At 29.7% G+C, this 18,753-nt stretch carries 19 protein-coding genes and 1 tRNA gene; 14 read left to right on the top strand and 6 right to left on the bottom strand.

Going from position 1 to position 18,753, the window contains the following annotated elements:
- Nucleotides 1-2 precede the first annotated feature (2 nt).
- The 6 genes from GQ540_RS01810 (at nucleotide 3) to groL (ending at nucleotide 5,034) form a co-directional block, all read left to right on the top strand.
- On the top strand, nucleotides 3-1,238 hold the full coding sequence (locus GQ540_RS01810) for a sigma 54-interacting transcriptional regulator (RefSeq protein ID WP_291796442.1): 1,236 nt from the start codon (nucleotides 3-5) through the stop codon (nucleotides 1,236-1,238).
- Between the two features lie 58 nt (nucleotides 1,239-1,296).
- A complete protein-coding gene (locus GQ540_RS01805) occupies nucleotides 1,297-1,803 on the top strand; it encodes an LptE family protein (RefSeq protein WP_291796439.1) in 507 nt (168 codons plus the stop codon).
- Nucleotides 1,804-1,808: 5 nt separating this feature from the next.
- Nucleotides 1,809-2,594, top strand: coding sequence for a tetratricopeptide repeat protein (locus GQ540_RS01800; RefSeq protein ID WP_291796436.1), 786 nt, complete (start codon nucleotides 1,809-1,811; stop codon nucleotides 2,592-2,594).
- On the top strand, nucleotides 2,591-2,938 hold the full coding sequence (secG, locus tag GQ540_RS01795; RefSeq protein ID WP_291796433.1) for a preprotein translocase subunit SecG: 348 nt from the start codon (nucleotides 2,591-2,593) through the stop codon (nucleotides 2,936-2,938). The genes GQ540_RS01800 and secG overlap by 4 nt, the downstream gene beginning before the upstream one ends.
- Before the next feature lie 160 nt (nucleotides 2,939-3,098).
- Nucleotides 3,099-3,377, top strand: a complete 279-nt coding sequence (gene groES, locus GQ540_RS01790; protein ID WP_291796432.1) for a co-chaperone GroES — start codon at nucleotides 3,099-3,101, stop codon at nucleotides 3,375-3,377.
- A gap of 19 nt (nucleotides 3,378-3,396) precedes the next feature.
- Entirely contained in the window at nucleotides 3,397-5,034 is a 1,638-nt protein-coding gene (gene groL, locus GQ540_RS01785; protein ID WP_291796431.1) for a chaperonin GroEL, read from the top strand.
- Nucleotides 5,035-5,107: 73 nt separating this feature from the next.
- Here the strand turns inward: groL and GQ540_RS01780 are convergent, their stop codons facing one another.
- The 3 genes from GQ540_RS01780 to GQ540_RS01770 form a co-directional block, all read right to left on the bottom strand.
- Entirely contained in the window at nucleotides 5,108-6,220 is a 1,113-nt protein-coding gene (locus GQ540_RS01780; RefSeq protein WP_291796430.1) for a DUF3179 domain-containing protein, read from the bottom strand.
- Nucleotides 6,221-6,225: 5 nt separating this feature from the next.
- Complete coding sequence (locus tag GQ540_RS01775) at nucleotides 6,226-7,197, bottom strand: hypothetical protein (protein ID WP_291796429.1); 972 nt, start codon at nucleotides 7,195-7,197, stop codon at nucleotides 6,226-6,228.
- A 130-nt stretch (nucleotides 7,198-7,327) separates the two neighbouring features.
- Nucleotides 7,328-7,735 carry a heavy metal-binding domain-containing protein gene (locus tag GQ540_RS01770; RefSeq protein WP_291796428.1) on the bottom strand — a complete coding sequence of 136 codons (408 nt, stop codon included), beginning with the start codon at nucleotides 7,733-7,735 and terminating at the stop codon, nucleotides 7,328-7,330.
- Nucleotides 7,736-7,895: 160 nt separating this feature from the next.
- On the opposite strand from GQ540_RS01770, the gene GQ540_RS01765 reads away from it, so the two are divergent.
- From GQ540_RS01765 to rodA, 7 genes are all read left to right on the top strand, one after another.
- Nucleotides 7,896-8,348 (top strand): GAF domain-containing protein, encoded by a 453-nt coding sequence (locus tag GQ540_RS01765; RefSeq protein ID WP_291796427.1) that lies wholly within the window; start codon nucleotides 7,896-7,898, stop codon nucleotides 8,346-8,348.
- Between the two features lie 81 nt (nucleotides 8,349-8,429).
- Nucleotides 8,430-9,956 (top strand): bifunctional phosphoribosylaminoimidazolecarboxamide formyltransferase/IMP cyclohydrolase, encoded by a 1,527-nt coding sequence (purH, locus tag GQ540_RS01760; protein ID WP_291796426.1) that lies wholly within the window; start codon nucleotides 8,430-8,432, stop codon nucleotides 9,954-9,956.
- A gap of 55 nt (nucleotides 9,957-10,011) precedes the next feature.
- Entirely contained in the window at nucleotides 10,012-11,040 is a 1,029-nt protein-coding gene (locus tag GQ540_RS01755) for a rod shape-determining protein (RefSeq protein WP_291796425.1), read from the top strand.
- 22 nt (nucleotides 11,041-11,062) lie between these two features.
- Nucleotides 11,063-11,893, top strand: coding sequence for a rod shape-determining protein MreC (gene mreC / locus GQ540_RS01750; protein ID WP_291796424.1), 831 nt, complete (start codon nucleotides 11,063-11,065; stop codon nucleotides 11,891-11,893).
- Nucleotides 11,886-12,392 carry a rod shape-determining protein MreD gene (gene mreD, locus GQ540_RS01745; protein ID WP_291796423.1) on the top strand — a complete coding sequence of 169 codons (507 nt, stop codon included), beginning with the start codon at nucleotides 11,886-11,888 and terminating at the stop codon, nucleotides 12,390-12,392. Before mreC ends, mreD begins: the two co-directional genes overlap by 8 nt.
- An 89-nt stretch (nucleotides 12,393-12,481) precedes the next feature.
- Nucleotides 12,482-14,338, top strand: coding sequence for a penicillin-binding protein 2 (gene mrdA, locus GQ540_RS01740; RefSeq protein ID WP_291796419.1), 1,857 nt, complete (start codon nucleotides 12,482-12,484; stop codon nucleotides 14,336-14,338).
- A complete protein-coding gene (rodA, locus tag GQ540_RS01735; protein ID WP_291796415.1) occupies nucleotides 14,328-15,605 on the top strand; it encodes a rod shape-determining protein RodA in 1,278 nt (425 codons plus the stop codon). Before mrdA ends, rodA begins: the two co-directional genes overlap by 11 nt.
- 82 nt (nucleotides 15,606-15,687) lie before the next feature.
- On the opposite strand, the gene rpsT is transcribed toward rodA, so the two are convergent.
- The 3 genes from rpsT to proS all read right to left on the bottom strand — a co-directional run bounded on the left by rpsT (nucleotide 15,688) and on the right by proS (nucleotide 17,597).
- Nucleotides 15,688-15,939: a 30S ribosomal protein S20 gene (gene rpsT / locus GQ540_RS01730; protein ID WP_291796413.1), complete on the bottom strand. Its 252-nt coding sequence runs from the start codon at nucleotides 15,937-15,939 to the stop codon at nucleotides 15,688-15,690.
- 24 nt (nucleotides 15,940-15,963) lie between these two features.
- Nucleotides 15,964-16,035 (bottom strand) — tRNA-Glu (locus GQ540_RS01725).
- An 86-nt stretch (nucleotides 16,036-16,121) separates the two neighbouring features.
- Nucleotides 16,122-17,597, bottom strand: a complete 1,476-nt coding sequence (gene proS / locus GQ540_RS01720; RefSeq protein WP_291796410.1) for a proline--tRNA ligase — start codon at nucleotides 17,595-17,597, stop codon at nucleotides 16,122-16,124.
- Nucleotides 17,598-17,702: 105 nt separating this feature from the next.
- Here proS and GQ540_RS01715 point away from each other — a divergent pair, with 105 nt between their 5' ends.
- Entirely contained in the window at nucleotides 17,703-18,752 is a 1,050-nt protein-coding gene (locus GQ540_RS01715; protein WP_291796407.1) for a hypothetical protein, read from the top strand.
- Nucleotide 18,753 lies beyond the last annotated feature (1 nt).

Here is an 18,753-nt window from a genome sequence, read left to right as displayed (position 1 = left end):
ATATGGAATCACTACAAGCAATAAAACAGCGTTTTGAAATTATTGGAAACGACATTCATTTAAACCGATCGCTTGAAAAAGCAATTAGAGTTTCGCCTACAGATATTTCTGTATTAGTTACTGGTGAAAGTGGTGTTGGTAAAGAAAGTATTCCAAAAATAATTCATAATTTATCACATAGAAAACACGCTAAATATATTGCAGTAAACTGTGGTGCTATTCCTGAAGGAACTATAGATAGTGAACTATTTGGTCATGAAAAAGGCGCTTTTACAGGTGCTACAGCAACTCGTAAAGGTTATTTTGAAGTAACTGATGGTGGTACTATTTTTTTAGATGAAGTTGGTGAATTACCATTAACAACACAAGTTAGATTGTTGCGTGTTTTAGAAAATGGAGAATTTATTAAAGTAGGTTCTTCACAAGTACAAAAAACCAATGTTCGTATAGTCGCCGCTACAAATTTAAATATGCACGAGGCTATTGGAAAAGGAAAATTTAGAGAAGATTTGTATTACAGACTAAGTACTATTGAAATAAACCTACCTCCGTTACGTGAGCGTTTGGCTGACATTCATTTATTGTTTAGAAAATTTGCTGCAGATTTTGCTCAAAAATATAAAATGCCAACGGTTAGGCTTTCAAATAATGCCATAAAAATGTTAGAAAATTATGGTTTTCCTGGTAATATTAGACAGCTTCGTAACATTGCCGAACAAATTTCAGTAGTTGAAGAAAATAGAGAAATTTCTTCAGAAAAACTACTACAATACTTACCCAATAAAGGCACAAATTTGCCTTCTGTTATAGAAAATAATAGTGCTAATGGAAATTTTGCTAATGAACGAGATATTATGTATAAAATTTTGTTCGATATGCGAAATGACATCAACGATTTAAAAAAATTAACACTTGATTTAATGCAAAGTGGCGATACTGATAAAGTACAAGAAGAAAACAAAAATCTAATTAAAAAAATTTATAAAGAAGAACCTTCTAAATTACCACATGAAAACCAAGTTGAAGTTGTTCGCATTAATGAAAAATATAATGACGATGATAATTTTGAATTTGCAGAAACCATTGACGCTGATGAAAGTTTATCTATTCAAGATAAAGAAATTGAGCTCATAAAAAAATCACTAGAAAGAAATAGTGGCAAGCGAAAACTAGCAGCTAAAGAATTGGGTATTTCTGAAAGAACTTTATATCGTAAAATAAAACAATACGATTTATAGTTTAGAATAATTAACTTTGAACTTAATTTTGAGTTTAAAACACGTTTAAAATATTTTAATGAAAAAATTTAGTTACGTAATTCTATTTATATTGATGTTCACAATACAAAGTTGTGGTATATACTCGTTTACAGGCACAAACTTACATCCTGATGTAAAAACAGTACAAATAGATTATTTTCCAAATAATGCTGTTTTAGTTGAACCATCTTTAAGTCAAAAATTTACTCAAGATTTTCAAGATTTATTCACAACACAAACCAATTTAACATTGGTAAAAGCAGGTGGTGATTTACAATTTGAAGGCGAAATTACTGGATATAAAATTAATCCTATGACGGCTACTGCACAACAAACTGCAGCCCAAAATAGACTTACAATTACAGTAAACGTACGTTTTTATAACAATAAACTAGAAGACGATAATTTTGAAAGAACATTTTCTCATTATTATGATTATGATGCGAATGCACAATTAACTGGCGGAATTTTAGAAGACGCATTTACAGAAATTTTAGAACGTATAACACAAGATGTTTTTAACGCTTCAGTTGCAAAATGGTAATAAATATGAATAGCTCACAATACACATATTTACTACAAAACCCTGAAAACATAAGTACTTTAAATATACAACAACTAGAAGAAATTATTTCTGAATTCCCTTATTTTCAATCTGCCAGAGCAATTTTATTGAATGGTCTTCAGAAAACTAATAGTTACAAATACAATTCAACATTAAAAAAAACTGCCGCTTATACAATAGATAGAAAAGTACTTTTTGATTTTATTACATCACCCATTTTTATTGATGACAAAAAATCAGAAATTGAGGTGTTAGAAAATATTAAAATTAATGAAGCCGAAACAGTAAAAGAATTACACAAAAAAATTGTTGATTCAATTCCTCCAAAAACTTCAGCTCCTAAAATTTTTAAAGATGAAAAAGGAACTCTAGAAAACGCTAAAGAAATATTAGAAATTGGAAAACCAATTACTTTTAATAGTGTAGAGCCACACTCTTTTAACGAATGGATGCAATTAATTTCAAAAAAACCAATTGTTAGAGAAGAAAAAACGAACGGTAATTTTAGTATTATTGATAAATTTATTGAAGCAAATCCTAAGATTAAACCAGTAGATAAAAACATAGTAACTAGAGATATTTCTCCAGAAAGTTCGAAGGAAAATGATAGCTTAATGACTGAAACTTTAGCTAAAGTATACTTAGAACAAAAGAAGTATGATAATGCGATAAAAGCTTATCGTATTTTATGTTTGAAATATCCAGAAAAAAGTGGTTTCTTTGCAGACCGAATTAAAGCAATAAAAATTTTACAAAGAAATAAGTCATGACAACGTATACATTATTTTTAATTTTAATTATGATAGTAGCATTTTTGCTAATTTTAATTATTATGGTACAAAATCCTAAAGGTGGAGGATTATCTTCTTCTTTTGGAGGAGGAGGAACTCAAGCATTAGGAGGTGTTCAAAATACAACCAACTTTTTAGACAAAAGTACTTGGACTTTATCTATAATCTTATTGGTGCTAATTTTATTATCAAATTTTGTAGCTCCAAAAGTAAATTCAATTAATACAAGTTCAGAAATAGAAAATACTATTGAAAATCGTGAAGTTCAAGATGTACCAGCACAACCAGCTGTTACAACAACGCCAAAAGATTCAGCTCAATAATATTATTTCAAAATAATAATTAAAATGCCAACGTAAATGACACGTTGGCATTTTTGTTTTTATATACTTTCTGTAAAAAGTACATTTGTCAGTTTTATCTAATTGGCATACTTTTGGGAAGTTTAATTCACAGAGTTAATAAATTTCAAACTAATTACATATGAGTAAAATTAATATTAAACCATTAGCCGATAGAGTTCTAGTAAAACCTATTGAAGCTGAAACTACAACTGCATCAGGACTTATTATACCAGATTCAGCAAAAGAAAAACAACAAGAAGGAACTGTAGTTGCAATTGGTAACGGAACAAAAGACGAGCCAATGACTGTTGAAATTGGCAATAAAGTATTATTTGGAAAATACGCTGGTACTGAACTTGTTTTTGAAGGTGAAGAATACTTAATTATGAGAGAAGCTGATATTTTAGCAATTATTTAATAGTTTAAAAAATAAGAAAATGGCAAAAAATATAATTTTTGATATAGAAGCACGTGATGGTTTAAAACGTGGTGTTGATGCTTTAGCAAATGCAGTTAAAGTAACTTTAGGTCCTAAAGGAAGAAATGTAGTTATTGGTAAAGCTTTTGGCGGACCTGTAATTACAAAAGATGGTGTAACTGTAGCTAAAGAAATTGAATTAGAAGATGCTCTAGAAAACATGGGAGCTCAAATGGTAAAAGAAGTAGCTTCAAGAACCAACGATTTAGCCGGTGATGGTACTACAACGGCTACCGTTTTAGCACAAGCAATTGTTAAAGAAGGTTTAAAAAATGTTGCTGCAGGCGCAAATCCGTTAGATTTAAAACGCGGTATAGACAAAGCAGTTGAGGCTATTGTTAAAAATTTACAAGAACAATCTCAAGAAGTTGGTAATAAAATTGATAAAATAAAACAAGTAGCAGCAATTTCAGCAAATAATGATGGTACAATTGGAGATTTAATTGCCCAAGCTTTTGAAAAAGTTGGAAAAGAAGGTGTAATTACTGTTGAAGAAGCTAAGGGAACTGCTACATATGTAGATATTGTTGAAGGAATGCAATTTGATAGAGGATATTTATCTCCTTATTTTGTTACCAATGCTGATAAAATGTTAACAGACTTAGAGAATCCATATATCCTTTTGTTCGAAAAGAAAATAGTAAACCTTAAAGATTTGCTACCAATCTTAGAACCAGTAGCACAAAGCGGAAAACCACTATTAATTATTGCTGAAGATGTTGAAGGTGAAGCTCTAGCTACATTAGTAATGAATAAACTAAGAGGTGCATTAAAAATTGCAGCTGTAAAAGCTCCAGGTTTTGGAGACAGAAGAAAAGCAATGCTAGAAGATATAGCAATTTTAACAGGTGGTACTGTAATTGCTGAAGAAAGAGGATTAACGCTAGAAAAAGCAACTCTTGATCTATTAGGAACAGCAGAAAGAGTTACTATTGATAAAGATAATACAACTGTTGTAAATGGTGCTGGAAATGCTGATAATATTAAAGCTAGAGTTGCACAAATAAAAGCACAAATTGAAACTACAACTTCAGATTATGACAAAGAAAAATTACAAGAACGCTTAGCTAAATTAGCTGGTGGTGTTGCAGTTTTATATGTTGGTGCTGCAAGTGAAGTAGAAATGAAAGAGAAAAAAGACAGAGTTGATGATGCATTACATGCAACGCGTGCTGCAGTTGAAGAAGGAATTGTAGCTGGTGGTGGTGTTGCTTTAGTGAGAACTAAAGAAGTGTTAAAAGCTATTACTACTGACAATTTAGATGAACTTACTGGAGTTAAAATTTTAGACAGATCAATTGAAGAACCATTACGCCAAATTGTTGAAAATGCTGGTGGAGAAGGCTCAGTTGTTGTCGCTAAAGTTATTGAAGGAAAAGGTGATTTTGGTTACAATGCAAAAACTGAAGAATACACTAAAATGTTAAAGGCTGGTATTATAGATCCTACTAAAGTAACAAGAATTGCGTTAGAAAATGCAGCTTCTGTTGCTGGTATGATTTTAACAACAGCTTGTACATTAGTTGATATTAAAGAAGATGTTCCTGCTGGTGGTGGAATGCCTCCAATGGGTGGTGGAATGCCAGGAATGATGTAAAACTATTTCAATATATAATAAAAAAATCCGATGCTAAAACATCGGATTTTTTTATTATTATACATCAATAAATCTATTGATTATAAATTTCAGGGTTTGGGTAAAATGCAGCTATTGCAAACCAAAAACTCATAACAGATTTTGCTCCTTTTAACACTTCGCCTGTTCTAGGGCCTTCAATTGCTTTTCCAAAGATTGACCATTTATTACCTTCATCATCTTTAAAAAAAACTTCTGAGTTATTAAAATCATATTCAAAATTTAAAGTTGACTGACTAACATTTAATTCGAAAGAATAAATTAAATTCTCATTACCAACAACTAAATATTCTTTTCCATTAAATACATCTTTTATTACATTTCCATTATTAAATTTATCAAATTGATAAATTTTTGATTCTTTATCATCTAGTATTGCATAAACTCTTTCTTTATTAGGTAATGCATCATTTGAGGGTGAAGCCGTAAAGATGAAAAACTCTTGATTTGTTTTATAATCTCCATACGGGTAATTATTGTAATTTCTAGAAAAACCTGTTTCTAAACTTAAAACCTTCGTGTTAGGGTATAATTTTTTCCAAGTACCCCAATTGGTTTCTACAACATTATGCAATGTAGGCTTATCTCCTATTAATTCACCATTAGCACATTGAAGTTTTAACTGAGGCCAATAACTATCTGTTTTCCTATCATATAATATTAAGTTTGTATTATACAATAGTCCTGAAACACCAAAGGAAGATTTTACACCATCTGCTTCACTTTGCCATCCAAATGCAGTACCGGTTAAAGGGCAATAGTTAATTGTAATAAATTCACTATTAATTTCATCATTCACTACTTCATGCCAATCTAAAATCTTATGAGGATATGCTTTTACTTCATTCTCATTTACAATTCCAATTACTAAATCATCATCATTTAAAAAGGTTGCGTTATCTACATTCACAAATTTTGGAGCGTCAATTGAAGGTATTCCATCTTTTCCTGGACCTCCATCTTTAACTTCATTAACTGGAATTAGCCAATCATTTGAAGATGGATTATTTGAATTATTATCCTCTGATGGGCTTCCATCTGAATTATTTGAACCTGTTGGATTTGAAGAAAAATCGTTATCATTATTTCCTCCGCAAGAAATAATAAATAATGTTACTACAAAAACGTAAAAAATCTTTTTTTTCATACTTGTTAATTTAATATTAGCATTTCTTTTTTAGGAGCTATTGTGAATAAAATTCCTGAAGTTAATCTGTATGTTGGTGTTAGCTGTGTTCCATCAACATTGCTATATATTGGAATTTCAGCTTTGGTAGAAAAAACAAGATTTGATGAAATGTTTATTGAAAAATTAGGGATTACAGAAAGCCAGTTACCTCCAGTATTATCTAAATTAAACCCTCCTATTTTATCTTGAATTGCGTTTCTATATTTGAATGATATACTTGGAGAAACAGTAGTTTTAGATATTAAAAACTGATCAGAAAATCCTAAAAAAGCTTGCAATTCATTCCCAAATTTATAGGTACTATCTCCAAAGTAAGAGTTGTTGGTACCCGTGTTTCTAAAAATAAACCTTGATGAAATATTAAATGAAGGTCTAAAATTAAAACTTTTAGTAATTGATGACCAATAAACAACATCCCAAGCATTACTTCCTGGTTGTAAATCTGCATTTAAAGTGATTCCTTGGTTGTTTTGCTCTGTTGATGAACCAAACGGAATTTTAGTACCAACCCCCACGTTAAAAGTTGTGTTCTTCCCAATAAAATTAGGTAAATTATATTTTAATAGTAAAAGACCATCTCCAATACCTGATGTTTGATCTAAATTTTCATTTCCAAATTGAGATATTTTTCTTCTTTGATTTACCCAAGTTAATAAACCTTCAACTGATAATTTATTAGTTATTGCATAACTCACATTCATTAAAATAGCGTGTGTTATTCTTAATCTAGAATCATCATCTAATTTATCTGAACCATTATTTAAAGTGTTAAGATTGTTATAATCATAAGAAACACCTATTTGAGTAGTTCCTTTTTCTAAAATTGCCAATCCAATATTATTAGAAAGTGGTATTCCTCCTGAACAACAAGTTTGTGCAATTATACTATTAAATGCAAATATGGAAACTAAGGTAAATATTATTTTTAATTTCATTGAGCTAACTTTTATTCAATTAAAGTCGTTTCAAATAAATTTTCCTTACTAAACTATAAGTATATCTACATATAAAAAAAACCGCTTAAAATAATTTAAGCGGTTTTTTTATTTTTAAAAATATTGTGTTTTAAGCTTTACACTCACATTTTCCAGGTTCACATTTTGTACATTCTTTATTTAAAGATGCAACTTCTTCTTGGCATTTGCACATACCATCTTCACATGTACATTCGCCACCTTCTTTACATTTACAATTATCTGCATGTTTCATATCTTGAACATCAGCAGATTTTACTTTTAAATCCATTTTACAAACAGGGCAAGAAGCTGCCTCACTATATGTTTTTCCTTTTTCACAATCCATTGGACATTGATAAACATCAGCTACGGTAGATTCTTCACTTTCATGGCCATGACCTTCATGACTTTCAATTTTAACACCTTCCTTTACTTCTTCTTTTTTTGTTTCTTTACACGCTGTAAACAATACAGTCATTGAAAAGATTGCCGCAAACACAAAAATTGTTTTTTTCATTATAATTATTTATTAAAGTTATTATTAATTTATAGTCGCCTAAAATACAAAAATATGACAGATTATTATTTTATATCGTATTATATTTAGATTGTTGTTAATTTAAATATAGGTAAAAACATTAAATTATTATTAATTTTGTACAAAACTACAATAGTAAATGAATACGCATCAATTAAAAGAATCTATAACTGTAATAATTAATAACAACAGTACTGTTTCTGAAAAACTTCAATCAATTTGTAATTTTTTAAAACATGAAATTGAATATTATGATTGGGTTGGTTTTTATTTTAAAAACGGCACTAAACAAGAATTAAAATTAGCCGAGTTTTCTGGAGAACCTACTGAGCATACTCTAATTCCTTTTGGAAAAGGTATTTGCGGACAAGTTGCGGTTAGTAATAAAAACTTTATTGTGCCAAATGTTGAAGCTCAAGACAATTACATTTCTTGTGGTTTTAAGGTTAAAAGTGAAATTGTAATTCCAATTTTTAGCAACAATAAAAATATTGGTCAAATTGATATTGATTCACATACCATAAATCCTTTTTCAAAAGAAGATGAATTGTTGCTAGAATTTGTTTGCGAGAAAGTTGCCAAAATTTTATAAATTAATACGATATTTTTACATCTATTTTATATTGTTAAACTGCTGATAATTATTAGCTTTGCCAAAACAACAACACAACTTATGAATTCACCTAAAAAAGCAACATCTGCCTTAATTTCTGTATTTCACAAAGATGGTTTAGAACCAATTGTACAAAAATTAAACGCACTTGGAATTACCATTTATTCTACCGGAGGAACTGAAAAATTTATAAAAGAACTAGGAATTAATGTTATTCCTGTTGAAGATTTAACATCGTACCCTTCAATTTTAGGTGGAAGAGTTAAAACGTTGCATCCAAAAGTTTTTGGTGGAATTTTATCTAGACGAGAAAATGAAAATGATGTCTCACAATTAAATGAATTTAACATTCCTGAAATTGATATTGTAATTGTTGATTTGTATCCGTTTGAAAAAACAGTTTTAAGTGGAGCTTCAGAGCAAGATATTATTGAAAAAATTGATATTGGTGGTATTTCACTAATAAGAGCAGCCGCAAAAAACTTTAAAGATGTTATTTGTGTTTCTTCAATGAACCAATACCCTGAATTTCTTCAAATAATTGATGAAACTAACGGAGAAACAACTTTAGAACAACGTAAACGTTTTGCTGCAAAATCATTTGCAATTTCTAGTCATTATGATACCGCTATTTTTAACTACTTAAATAATGATGAAGTTACTTTTAGACAAAGTTTTGATACCGTTTCAACGTTACGTTACGGAGAAAACCCACATCAAAAAGGGTATTTCTTTGGTGATTTAGAAAGTCTTTTTGATAAATTACATGGTAAAGAGCTTTCTTACAATAACTTATTAGATGTTGATGCTGCAGTAAATTTAATTCAAGAATTTAAAAATGACACGCCAACTTTTGCAATTTTAAAACACAATAACGCTTGTGGTTTAGCTCAAAGAGCAACTTTAAAACAAGCTTATTTAGATGCATTGGCTGGCGATCCAACTTCAGCATTTGGTGGGGTTTTAATTTCAAATAAAGAAATTGATGCAGATACTGCTTCAGAAATTCACAAATTGTTTTGCGAAGTTGTAATTGCACCAAGTTATACTGTTGAAGCTTTAGAAATTTTGAAAGGTAAAAAGAATCGAATTATTTTAATTCAAAAAAATATTAAATTACCTAAAACTCAATATAGAACGGCGCTAAACGGCGTATTATTTCAAGCTAAAGATACTAAAACTGATGATGCAAGTGTTATAACTACTTCAACATTTGAAGAGCCTACAAATAAAGAGTTAGAAGATTTACTTTTCGCTTCAAAAATTTGTAAACATACCAAATCTAACACCATTGTTTTGGTAAAAGATAAACAACTTTGCGCAAGCGGAACAGGACAAACTAGTCGTGTAGATGCTTTAAATCAATCTATTACAAAAGCTACTCATTTTAAATTTAATTTAAATGGTGCTGTAATGGCAAGTGATGCTTTTTTTCCATTTCCTGATTGTGTTGAAATTGCTGATAACGCAGGAATTAAAGCTGTAATTCAACCAGGTGGCTCCATAAAAGATCAATTATCTATTGATTATTGTAACGAACATAAAATGTCAATGATATTTACCGGAACACGTCATTTTAAACACTAATTTTAGTAACTTTGTGAGATTCCAATTTAAAAATTAAAAAAACAATTAATATAGTATGGGTTTTTTCGACTTTATGACTGAAGACATTGCCATTGATTTAGGTACTGCAAATACACTAATAATTCATGATGGTAAAGTTGTTGTAGATGCTCCTTCTATTGTAGCTAGAGATAGAAACAGTGGAAAAATAATTGCAATTGGCAAACAGGCTAGTTTAATGCAAGGAAAAACTCATGAAAATATTAAAACTATTAGACCTTTAAAAGACGGTGTAATTGCAGATTTTGAAGCTTCGGAACAAATGATAAAAGAGTTTATCAAAAATATTCCAAATATTAAAAAGCGCTTTTTTTCACCATCATTACGCATGGTAATTTGTATTCCTTCTGGAATTACTGAAGTTGAAAAGCGTGCCGTAATTGACTCCGCAGAGCACATGAATGCTAAAGAAATTTATTTAATTCATGAACCAATGGCTGCTGCAATTGGTATTGGTATTGACATTATGCAACCTAAAGGAAATATGATTATTGATATAGGTGGTGGTACTACTGAAATTGCAGTAATTGCTTTAGGAGGTATTGTTTGCGATAAATCTGTAAAAGTTGCAGGAGACGTTTTTACTTCTGATATTGCTTATTATATGCGTACCCAACATAACTTATATGTTGGTGAACGAACGTCTGAAAGAATTAAAATTCAAATTGGTGCAGCTACTGAAGATTTAGAAACTCCACCAGAAGATATGTTAGTTCAGGGACGTGATTTATTAAGTGGAAAGCCAAAACAAGTTCAAATTTCATTTAGAGAAATTTCAAAAGCATTAGATAAATCTATTTTAAGAATTGAAGATGCTGTTATGGAAACATTATCTAGAACTCCTCCTGAATTGGCTGCAGACATTTATAATACTGGAATATATTTAGCAGGTGGTGGGTCAATGCTTAGAGGTTTAGACAAACGTTTATCTAGAAAGACAGATTTACCCGTGTATGTTGCTGAAGACCCATTAAGAGCAGTTGTAAGAGGTACTGGAATTGCTTTAAAAGACATTGAAAAATACAAAAATGTATTAATGAAATAGTTCAACTTTCTTTAATTAATTTATGCAGCAAATAATTTATTTTATTAGAAAATTTAGATACTTTCTGCTATTTTTATTGTTAGAAATTTTAGCTATAACTTTTACAATCCAACAACATTCTTATCACACCAGTAAATTTGTAAATTCCGCTAATTTTATTACAGGCGGCTTATATAATACTGTTAATAATGTGAATGAATTTTTTCTTTTAAGAGATGAAAATAAACTTTTAATTGAAGAAAATGTTCGTTTAAAAAATCTTTTAAACAAAAAGGAAATTAACTATACAAAAGAAAATTATACTGTAATTGACACTGTTAAATTTTTCCAAAAATATGAATATTCAGTAGCAAAAGTTATTAAAAATAATTACACCAACAGAAACAATATTTTAACACTTAATAAAGGAACTAAGCAAGGGTTGGCAACTGATTTAGGAGTTATAAACAGTCTTGGAATTATTGGAGTAGTTAAAAACACTTCTTCAAATTATAGTACTGTTCTTTCTATATTAAATGGTTACTCTAAAATAAATGTTCGTTTAAAAAATAGCAATCATTATGGAACTTTAAGTTGGAATGGAGAAAACCACACAACAGCTCAACTTGAAGACATACCTAGACAAGCTGTAATTAAAGTTGGTGATACAATTATAACCGGAGGAAAATCGGCTATTTTCCCAGAAGGAATTCATGTGGGTATTATAAAAGATTTTATATTTGAAAACAACAAATACCAACAAATAAACACATTATTATTTAATGATATGACCTCAATTGGTTATGTACAAATTGTTGATAATCTTCAAAAAAAAGAACAAAACCAGCTAGAGCAGCAAACTAATAATGAATAATTTAATACTATCAAATACAGTTCGCTTTATTTTTTTAGTACTTTTACAAGTACTCATTTTAAATAATGTGAACCTTTTTGGTTATTTAAATCCGTTTGTATATATAACTTGGATTTTCTTATTTCCTATTAAAAAAAATAAAAGCGTATTTTTAATTACAAGTTTCTTTTTAGGAATTTCAATAGATTTTTTTTCAAATTCAGGAGGTGTAAATGCTGCGGCAACAGTATTTATAGCATTTATTAGACTTCCAATTTTAAAAGCTGTTTTAAGAAAAAGTGATTTTGATTATTTACTTTTTAATCTAAGATCAATTTCATTTGATAAAATATTTTTGTACATCGTTACGTTAACAATTATACATCATTTTATATTATTTTCATTAGAATATTTTAGCTCAAATGCTTTTACATCTATTATTTCAACTACTTTTTTTACAAGTATATTTACTATAATAATTATTCTTTTAGGAATTTTCTTATTTGTTAAAAAGAAATAAATAATACTACTTGTTGCTTTTAATTTCAAAAAAATAACTAGCTTTAAAAAAACAATATTTAACCACTAATAAACTATTAAACAAGACACATGAAAAGGACTGGCTTGTTATCATTTATCATTATTTTTATAGGGCTAATCTTTATAATTCGTCTCTTTTATTTGCAAGTTGTAAATAATACCTACAACAAACCAACTGTAAATAATTCAGCTGTAAAAATTGTATATGATTATCCTGAAAGAGGTTATATTTATGATAGAAATGGTGTTTTATTGGTTGCTAACCAATTATCATATGATATTATGGTAATTCCTAGAGAAGTAAAACCATTAGATACTATTGAATTTTGTACTTTACTTAAAATAAGTAAAAAAGATTTCATTAAAAAAATATTGAAAGCTAGGCGCTATTCAACAAGAATCCCTTCCACTTTTTTAGCTCAATTATCTAAAAACGATTTTGCGTATTTACAAGAAAAAATGCACAAGTTTGATGGCTTTTACATTCAAAAACGTTTATTAAGAGAATATCCTATAAATACCGCTCCAAATGTTTTAGGCTATATAAGTGAAGTAAACGAAAGCTTAATTAAGAAAAACCCTTATTATCAATTAGGTGAACTTATTGGAACAGCTGGAGTTGAAAAAACATACGAAAATACTTTACGTGGAACTAAAGGAGTTAAACATATACAAAGAGATAGATTTAACAAAGAAATTGGCTCTTACAAAAATGGAATTTATGATACACTACCTATTCCTGGTAAAGATTTAACATTAACAATAGATATAAAATTACAGCAATACGGCGAAGCATTAATGACCAACAAACGAGGAGGAATTGTTGCAATAGAACCTTCATCAGGTGAAATTTTAGCTATGATTTCTACTCCAACCTACAATCCAAATTTAATGGTTGGAAGAGAGCGCTCTAAAAACTTTACAAAACTATACCTTGATACCATAAATCGCCCATTATTAGATAGGGGATTACAAGCACAATACCCTCCAGGATCTCCTTTTAAAGTAATATCTGCTTTAGTTGCCTTACAAGAAAATGTAATTGACACCAATACTGCTATTAAATGTTATGGTGGTTATAGGTACGGAAGTAGAAAAGAGGCTTTTATGAAATGCCACTGCGAAACCCATGGTAGTCCTGTAAAATTAAATAAAGCAATATATCGCTCATGCAATAGTTACTTTTCAAATGCTTACAGAAAAACTATTGAGAAATACCCTACACCTTCAGAAGGAATGAAAGTTTGGAATACTAATGTTAAAAGTTTTGGCTTAGGAAATTTTTTAAATAACGATTTATCTGTAGGTCAAAAAGGTTTAATTCCAGATGAAAATTTCTACAATAAATACTATCCAAATGGTGGTTGGAGAGCTGTTACAACAATTTCTAATGCCATTGGTCAAGGAGAAATTTTAACCACGCCTATTCAGCTAGCAAACATGACCGCAATTGTTGCAAATAAAGGTGTTTTTTACACACCACACATTGTAAAAAAAATTAAAGATAAAGAGTTAGATACAAGATTTACTACCTTAAAAAAAACAACTATTAATAAAGAACATTTTGAACCTGTAATTGAAGGTTTATTCAATGTTTTTGAAAAGCCCCACGGTACAGCAAGTTGGTCTAAAGTAAAAGGGTTAGAAATTTGTGGAAAAACTGGAACATCTGAAAATTCACACGGACAAGATCACTCGGTGTTTATTGCTTTTGCACCTAAAGGCAATCCGCAAATAGCAATTGCTGTTTTTGTTGAAAACGGTTATTGGGGTTCAAGATGGGCCGGTCCAATTGCTAGTTTAATGATTGAAAAATATCTAAACGGGAAAACTGTGAGACCTTGGGAAGAAAAACGTATGTTTGAAGGAAGCTTACAAGAGGAATATGATAAACAATTAAAAGAAAAATCTACCATTGAGAATTAGAAAAACCAACATATTTTACGGAATAGATTGGATACTTATCCTTATTTATTTTCTATTAATTTTTATTGGGTGGATAAATATTTATTCAGCAACAATTACAGAAACTAAAATTAGTTTAGTTAATTTTTCAACTGAATATGGAAAACAACTTATATGGATAGGTCTTAGTTTTCCACTTATTCTAATAATTCTACTATTTGAGGCTAAATTTTATGAAAAATTTGCTTCCATATTATATTTAATAAGCTTAACTTCTTTAGTTGGTCTTTTTATTTTAGGAAAAAACATAAATGGTGCAACATCCTGGTATGATTTAGGTGGTTTTAGTATTCAACCTTCAGAATTTGCAAAAGCAGCAACAGCTTTAGCTATCGCAAAATTAGTAAGTGATAAGCAGTTTAATTTAAAAAAATGGAACACACAAATACAAGCATTCCTCATTTTATTTTTTCCTGCATTTTTAATTACACTACAACCCGATCCTGGTTCTGCACTTGTATATTTTGCTTTTATATTTGTGCTTTATAGAGAAGGTCTACCTATTTATTATGTTAGCATTGGATTTATAGCAATCATTCTTTTTATTACCACCTTATACTTTGGCTATTTTTATACACTAATAAGTTCTTTTGCCTTATTTTTTATTATAGTTGTATACTTTAACTTCTACAGAAAAAAAGCCTTTAAAAAAGGTTGGCTAAAAATTATAGGAATTTATATTATATCTGTATTATTTATTATTAGTGTAAATTTTGTATTCAATCACGTTTTTGAACAACGACATAGAGATAGATTTGATATACTATTAGGAAAAACACAAGACATTAAAAATATTGGCTACAACACAAATCAATCTGTAATAACCATTGCCTCTGGAGGTTTAACCGGAAAAGGTTTTTTAGACGGAGAAAGAACACAAGGTGATTTTGTTCCAGAACAACAAACAGATTATATTTTTACAACGGTAGGTGAAGAATGGGGATTTGTAGGAAGTGTTGCTGTTATATTTTTATTCATATTCTTTTTATTAAGAATTATCCATATTGCTGAGCGACAGAAATCAAAATTTAGTAGAGTTTATGGATATAGCATTGCAGCCATATTTTTTACACATTTCACTATAAATATTGGTATGGTAATAGGTTTATTACCTACCATTGGGATTCCGCTTCCATTTTTTAGCTATGGCGGTTCTGGCCTTTGGGGTTTTACAGTACTACTCTTTATTTTTATTCGATTAGACGCCAATAGATCTTATGAGTGGTAAGCTTATTTTAAGATTTATTGTAAAACAAAAAAGCATTCTATTTCTAGAATGCTTTATGTAATAAATTATAATAAGTTAAAAATTAAATTGCTGCTACGTGCTTAGCTAATTTAGATTTTAAATTACTCGCTTTGTTTTTATGGATAATATTGCTTTTAGCCAATTTATCAAGCATTGCAGCTACTTTTGGAAATAACGCCTCAGCTTCTTTCTTATCAGTAGCAGCACGTAAATCTCTAACAGCATTACGAGTTGTTTTGTGCTGATATTTATTTCTTAATTGCTTTACGCTATTAGCTCTAATTCTTTTTAATGCTGACTTGTGATTTGCCATTTTTAATTTTTTAATTATTTATTGTAGTCCGTAGGGGAATCGAACCCCTGTTACATGGATGAAAACCATGCGTCCTAACCCCTAGACGAACGGACCGCTTTGTTTTTTACAATGACAGTATTTCGTCATTGCGGATGCAAAAATACAACTATTTTTCAATCTGCAAAACTTTTTTAAAAAAATTAATAAGCTTTTGCAAATAATACTCTTTGAACTGACTTTTCTCCAGTAAATATGCACTTTCCTTCTTCAATTTTATTATTTAAAGGAATACATCTTATCGTTGCTTTTGTTAAATCTTTAATTTTATCTTCTGTTGCAGTAGTTCCATCCCAATGTGCTGAGACAAAACCTGCCTTATTGTTTAAAACATCTTTAAATTCTTCAAAAGTATTTACTTCAGTAATATGCGTTTCTCTATAATCTAAAGCTTTATTATATAAGTTATTTTGAATCTCTTCCAATGTTTTTTCAACATAACTAACAATAGTGTCTTGAGATATATTTTTCTTTTCTAAAGTATCTCTACGAGCAATTTCTAGCGTTCCATTTTCTAAATCTCTTGGTCCCATTGCAATTCGTAATGGCACACCTTTCAATTCATATTCAGCAAATTTCCAACCTGGTTTATAAGTTGTTCTATTATCATATTTAACTGAAACACCCTTTTTACGTAACTCTTTTACTATTTCATTTACTTTTACTGAAATTGCATCTAATTGCTCATCGTTTCTATGAATAGGAATTATCACCACTTGAATTGGCGCTAATTTTGGTGGAAGCACCAACCCTAAATCATCTGAATGTGTCATAATTAAAGCCCCCATTAAACGTGTTGAAACACCCCAAGATGTTGCCCAAACATATTCTCTCTTTCCTTCTTTTGAAGTAAATTTTACATCAAACGCTTTTGCAAAATTTTGACCTAAAAAATGTGAAGTTCCTGCTTGTAATGCTTTACCATCTTGCATTAAACCTTCAATGCAATAAGTTTCTTCAGCTCCAGCAAAACGTTCACTTTCGGTTTTTAAACCTTTAATTACTGGCATTGCCATATGTTCTTCAGCAAATTCAGCATACACATTTAACATTAACTCTGCTTCCTCTAGAGCTTCATTTTTTGTTTCGTGTGCTGTATGCCCTTCTTGCCATAAAAATTCAGCAGTTCTTAAAAATAATCTGGTTCGCATTTCCCAACGTACTACATTTGCCCATTGATTAATTTTTAAAGGTAAATCTCTATAAGATTCTATCCATCTTCTATACGTGTCCCAAATAATGGTTTCTGAAGTTGGTCTAACTATCAATTCTTCTTCTAATTTAGCATCAGGATCAACTACAACTCCACTTCCATCTTCAGCATTTTTTAAACGATAATGTGTAACCACTGCACACTCTTTTGCAAATCCATCAACGTGAGCCGCTTCTTTACTTAAAAATGATTTTGGTATAAATAATGGAAAATATGCATTTTCATGACCTGTTTCTTTAAACTTTCTATCTAATTCAGCTTGCATTTTTTCCCAAATTGCATAACCATATGGTTTTATTACCATACAACCTCTTACTCCTGAATTTTCAGCTAAATCAGCCTTTACAACTAATTCATTATACCATTTAGAATAGCCATCTTCTCTCTTTGTTAATTTCTTACTCATAATTAAATGTTTGGCATAAATATTGCACCTTTTTACCTATAAAAGATTAATTTCGACAAAACTAATTCTTTTTAAATAGTTCAACAATAAAAATTACAACTGATTATGGAAGTTTCAAAAATAATTAACCAAAAAAACTCGCAAATTAGTATTTTATTAATACTTGCTGTAAGTTTATTTTCTTGTGGAACTTATCAAAGTGTATATAATAATGACGATGATGGGATTTATAGCTCTTCTGGTAATCAAACACCCCAGCAACAAGAAATTGTAGTTGTTGAAGATAGTGGTGATTTTGATAAAAATTATTTTTCTCGTCAATTAGAAGATCTTCAAAATTTAAATAAAGATGATACTTTTACAGATATTGACGCTTATTACGATGAAGATACCACCATTGAAAATGATACTATTTATAATGATTATGACACACCTTGGGAATACACTGATAATGTAACTATTAATATAAATACTGGATATGCAAGCTCAGGTTATTATTGGTATAGTCCGTTTCATTACTCTTATCATAATTATTACCCATATTATTCAAACTACTATTCACCTTGGAGATATTACAACCCATATTATTATTCAGCATATTATAATTACGGAATTGTAAACCCTTATTACGATTATGGTTATTACGGAAACTCTTACAGTTATTCGCCTTATTATAACAATTACTATAGTAGGTTTGACCGTTATGAAAATTATGGCAAAAGAACAACTTACAATACGAGCGGAAGAAGATCTATAGCAACAACAAGCAGAAGAAGTGCTTATACTCCTAAAACAAGTAAAAGAACTGTTTATGCTACATCTAGAAGAGTTGAAAGAAACCCTGAAGATAGAACTACACGCTCTAAAACCTACAGAAGACCTGTAAAATCAACAACTACAAATACCCGAACAACAAGATCATCAAGTAACAATTCAACTTCTAACGATTCACAAAAAAGAAGAACTAATTCTAATTGGAGAAGTGCAACAACAAGTAAAAGTGATAATACATCAAGTAGTAGTTCATCAAGTAGAAGCCCTTCAACAACTAGTAGAAGTAGTAGCCCATCAAGATCATCAGGGACATCATCTTCAAGGTCATCATCAAGATCATCAAGTAGTAGTTCATCAAGCAGAAGTTCAAGACGTAATTAAA

The organism is Lutibacter sp., from assembly GCF_013139515.1.
In the GTDB taxonomy this organism is placed as follows: domain Bacteria; phylum Bacteroidota; class Bacteroidia; order Flavobacteriales; family Flavobacteriaceae; genus Lutibacter.
This window is presented reverse-complemented; position numbering and strand designations above follow the sequence as displayed.

Excerpts from the sequence above, each read along its gene's own strand:
- GQ540_RS01810 (WP_291796442.1), top strand. The coding sequence starts at position 3 with ATGGAATCACTACAAGCAATAAAACAGCGTTTTGAAATTATTGGAAAC.
- GQ540_RS01805 (WP_291796439.1), top strand. The coding sequence starts at position 1,297 with ATGAAAAAATTTAGTTACGTAATTCTATTTATATTGATGTTCACAATA.
- GQ540_RS01800 (WP_291796436.1), top strand. The coding sequence starts at position 1,809 with ATGAATAGCTCACAATACACATATTTACTACAAAACCCTGAAAACATA.
- secG (WP_291796433.1), top strand. The coding sequence starts at position 2,591 with ATGACAACGTATACATTATTTTTAATTTTAATTATGATAGTAGCATTT.
- groES (WP_291796432.1), top strand. The coding sequence starts at position 3,099 with ATGAGTAAAATTAATATTAAACCATTAGCCGATAGAGTTCTAGTAAAA.
- groL (WP_291796431.1), top strand. The coding sequence starts at position 3,397 with ATGGCAAAAAATATAATTTTTGATATAGAAGCACGTGATGGTTTAAAA.
- GQ540_RS01780 (WP_291796430.1), bottom strand. The coding sequence starts at position 6,220 with ATGAAAAAAAAGATTTTTTACGTTTTTGTAGTAACATTATTTATTATT.
- GQ540_RS01775 (WP_291796429.1), bottom strand. The coding sequence starts at position 7,197 with ATGAAATTAAAAATAATATTTACCTTAGTTTCCATATTTGCATTTAAT.
- GQ540_RS01770 (WP_291796428.1), bottom strand. The coding sequence starts at position 7,735 with ATGAAAAAAACAATTTTTGTGTTTGCGGCAATCTTTTCAATGACTGTA.
- GQ540_RS01765 (WP_291796427.1), top strand. The coding sequence starts at position 7,896 with ATGAATACGCATCAATTAAAAGAATCTATAACTGTAATAATTAATAAC.
- purH (WP_291796426.1), top strand. The coding sequence starts at position 8,430 with ATGAATTCACCTAAAAAAGCAACATCTGCCTTAATTTCTGTATTTCAC.
- GQ540_RS01755 (WP_291796425.1), top strand. The coding sequence starts at position 10,012 with ATGGGTTTTTTCGACTTTATGACTGAAGACATTGCCATTGATTTAGGT.
- mreC (WP_291796424.1), top strand. The coding sequence starts at position 11,063 with ATGCAGCAAATAATTTATTTTATTAGAAAATTTAGATACTTTCTGCTA.
- mreD (WP_291796423.1), top strand. The coding sequence starts at position 11,886 with ATGAATAATTTAATACTATCAAATACAGTTCGCTTTATTTTTTTAGTA.
- mrdA (WP_291796419.1), top strand. The coding sequence starts at position 12,482 with ATGAAAAGGACTGGCTTGTTATCATTTATCATTATTTTTATAGGGCTA.
- rpsT (WP_291796413.1), bottom strand. The coding sequence starts at position 15,939 with ATGGCAAATCACAAGTCAGCATTAAAAAGAATTAGAGCTAATAGCGTA.
- proS (WP_291796410.1), bottom strand. The coding sequence starts at position 17,597 with ATGAGTAAGAAATTAACAAAGAGAGAAGATGGCTATTCTAAATGGTAT.
- GQ540_RS01715 (WP_291796407.1), top strand. The coding sequence starts at position 17,703 with ATGGAAGTTTCAAAAATAATTAACCAAAAAAACTCGCAAATTAGTATT.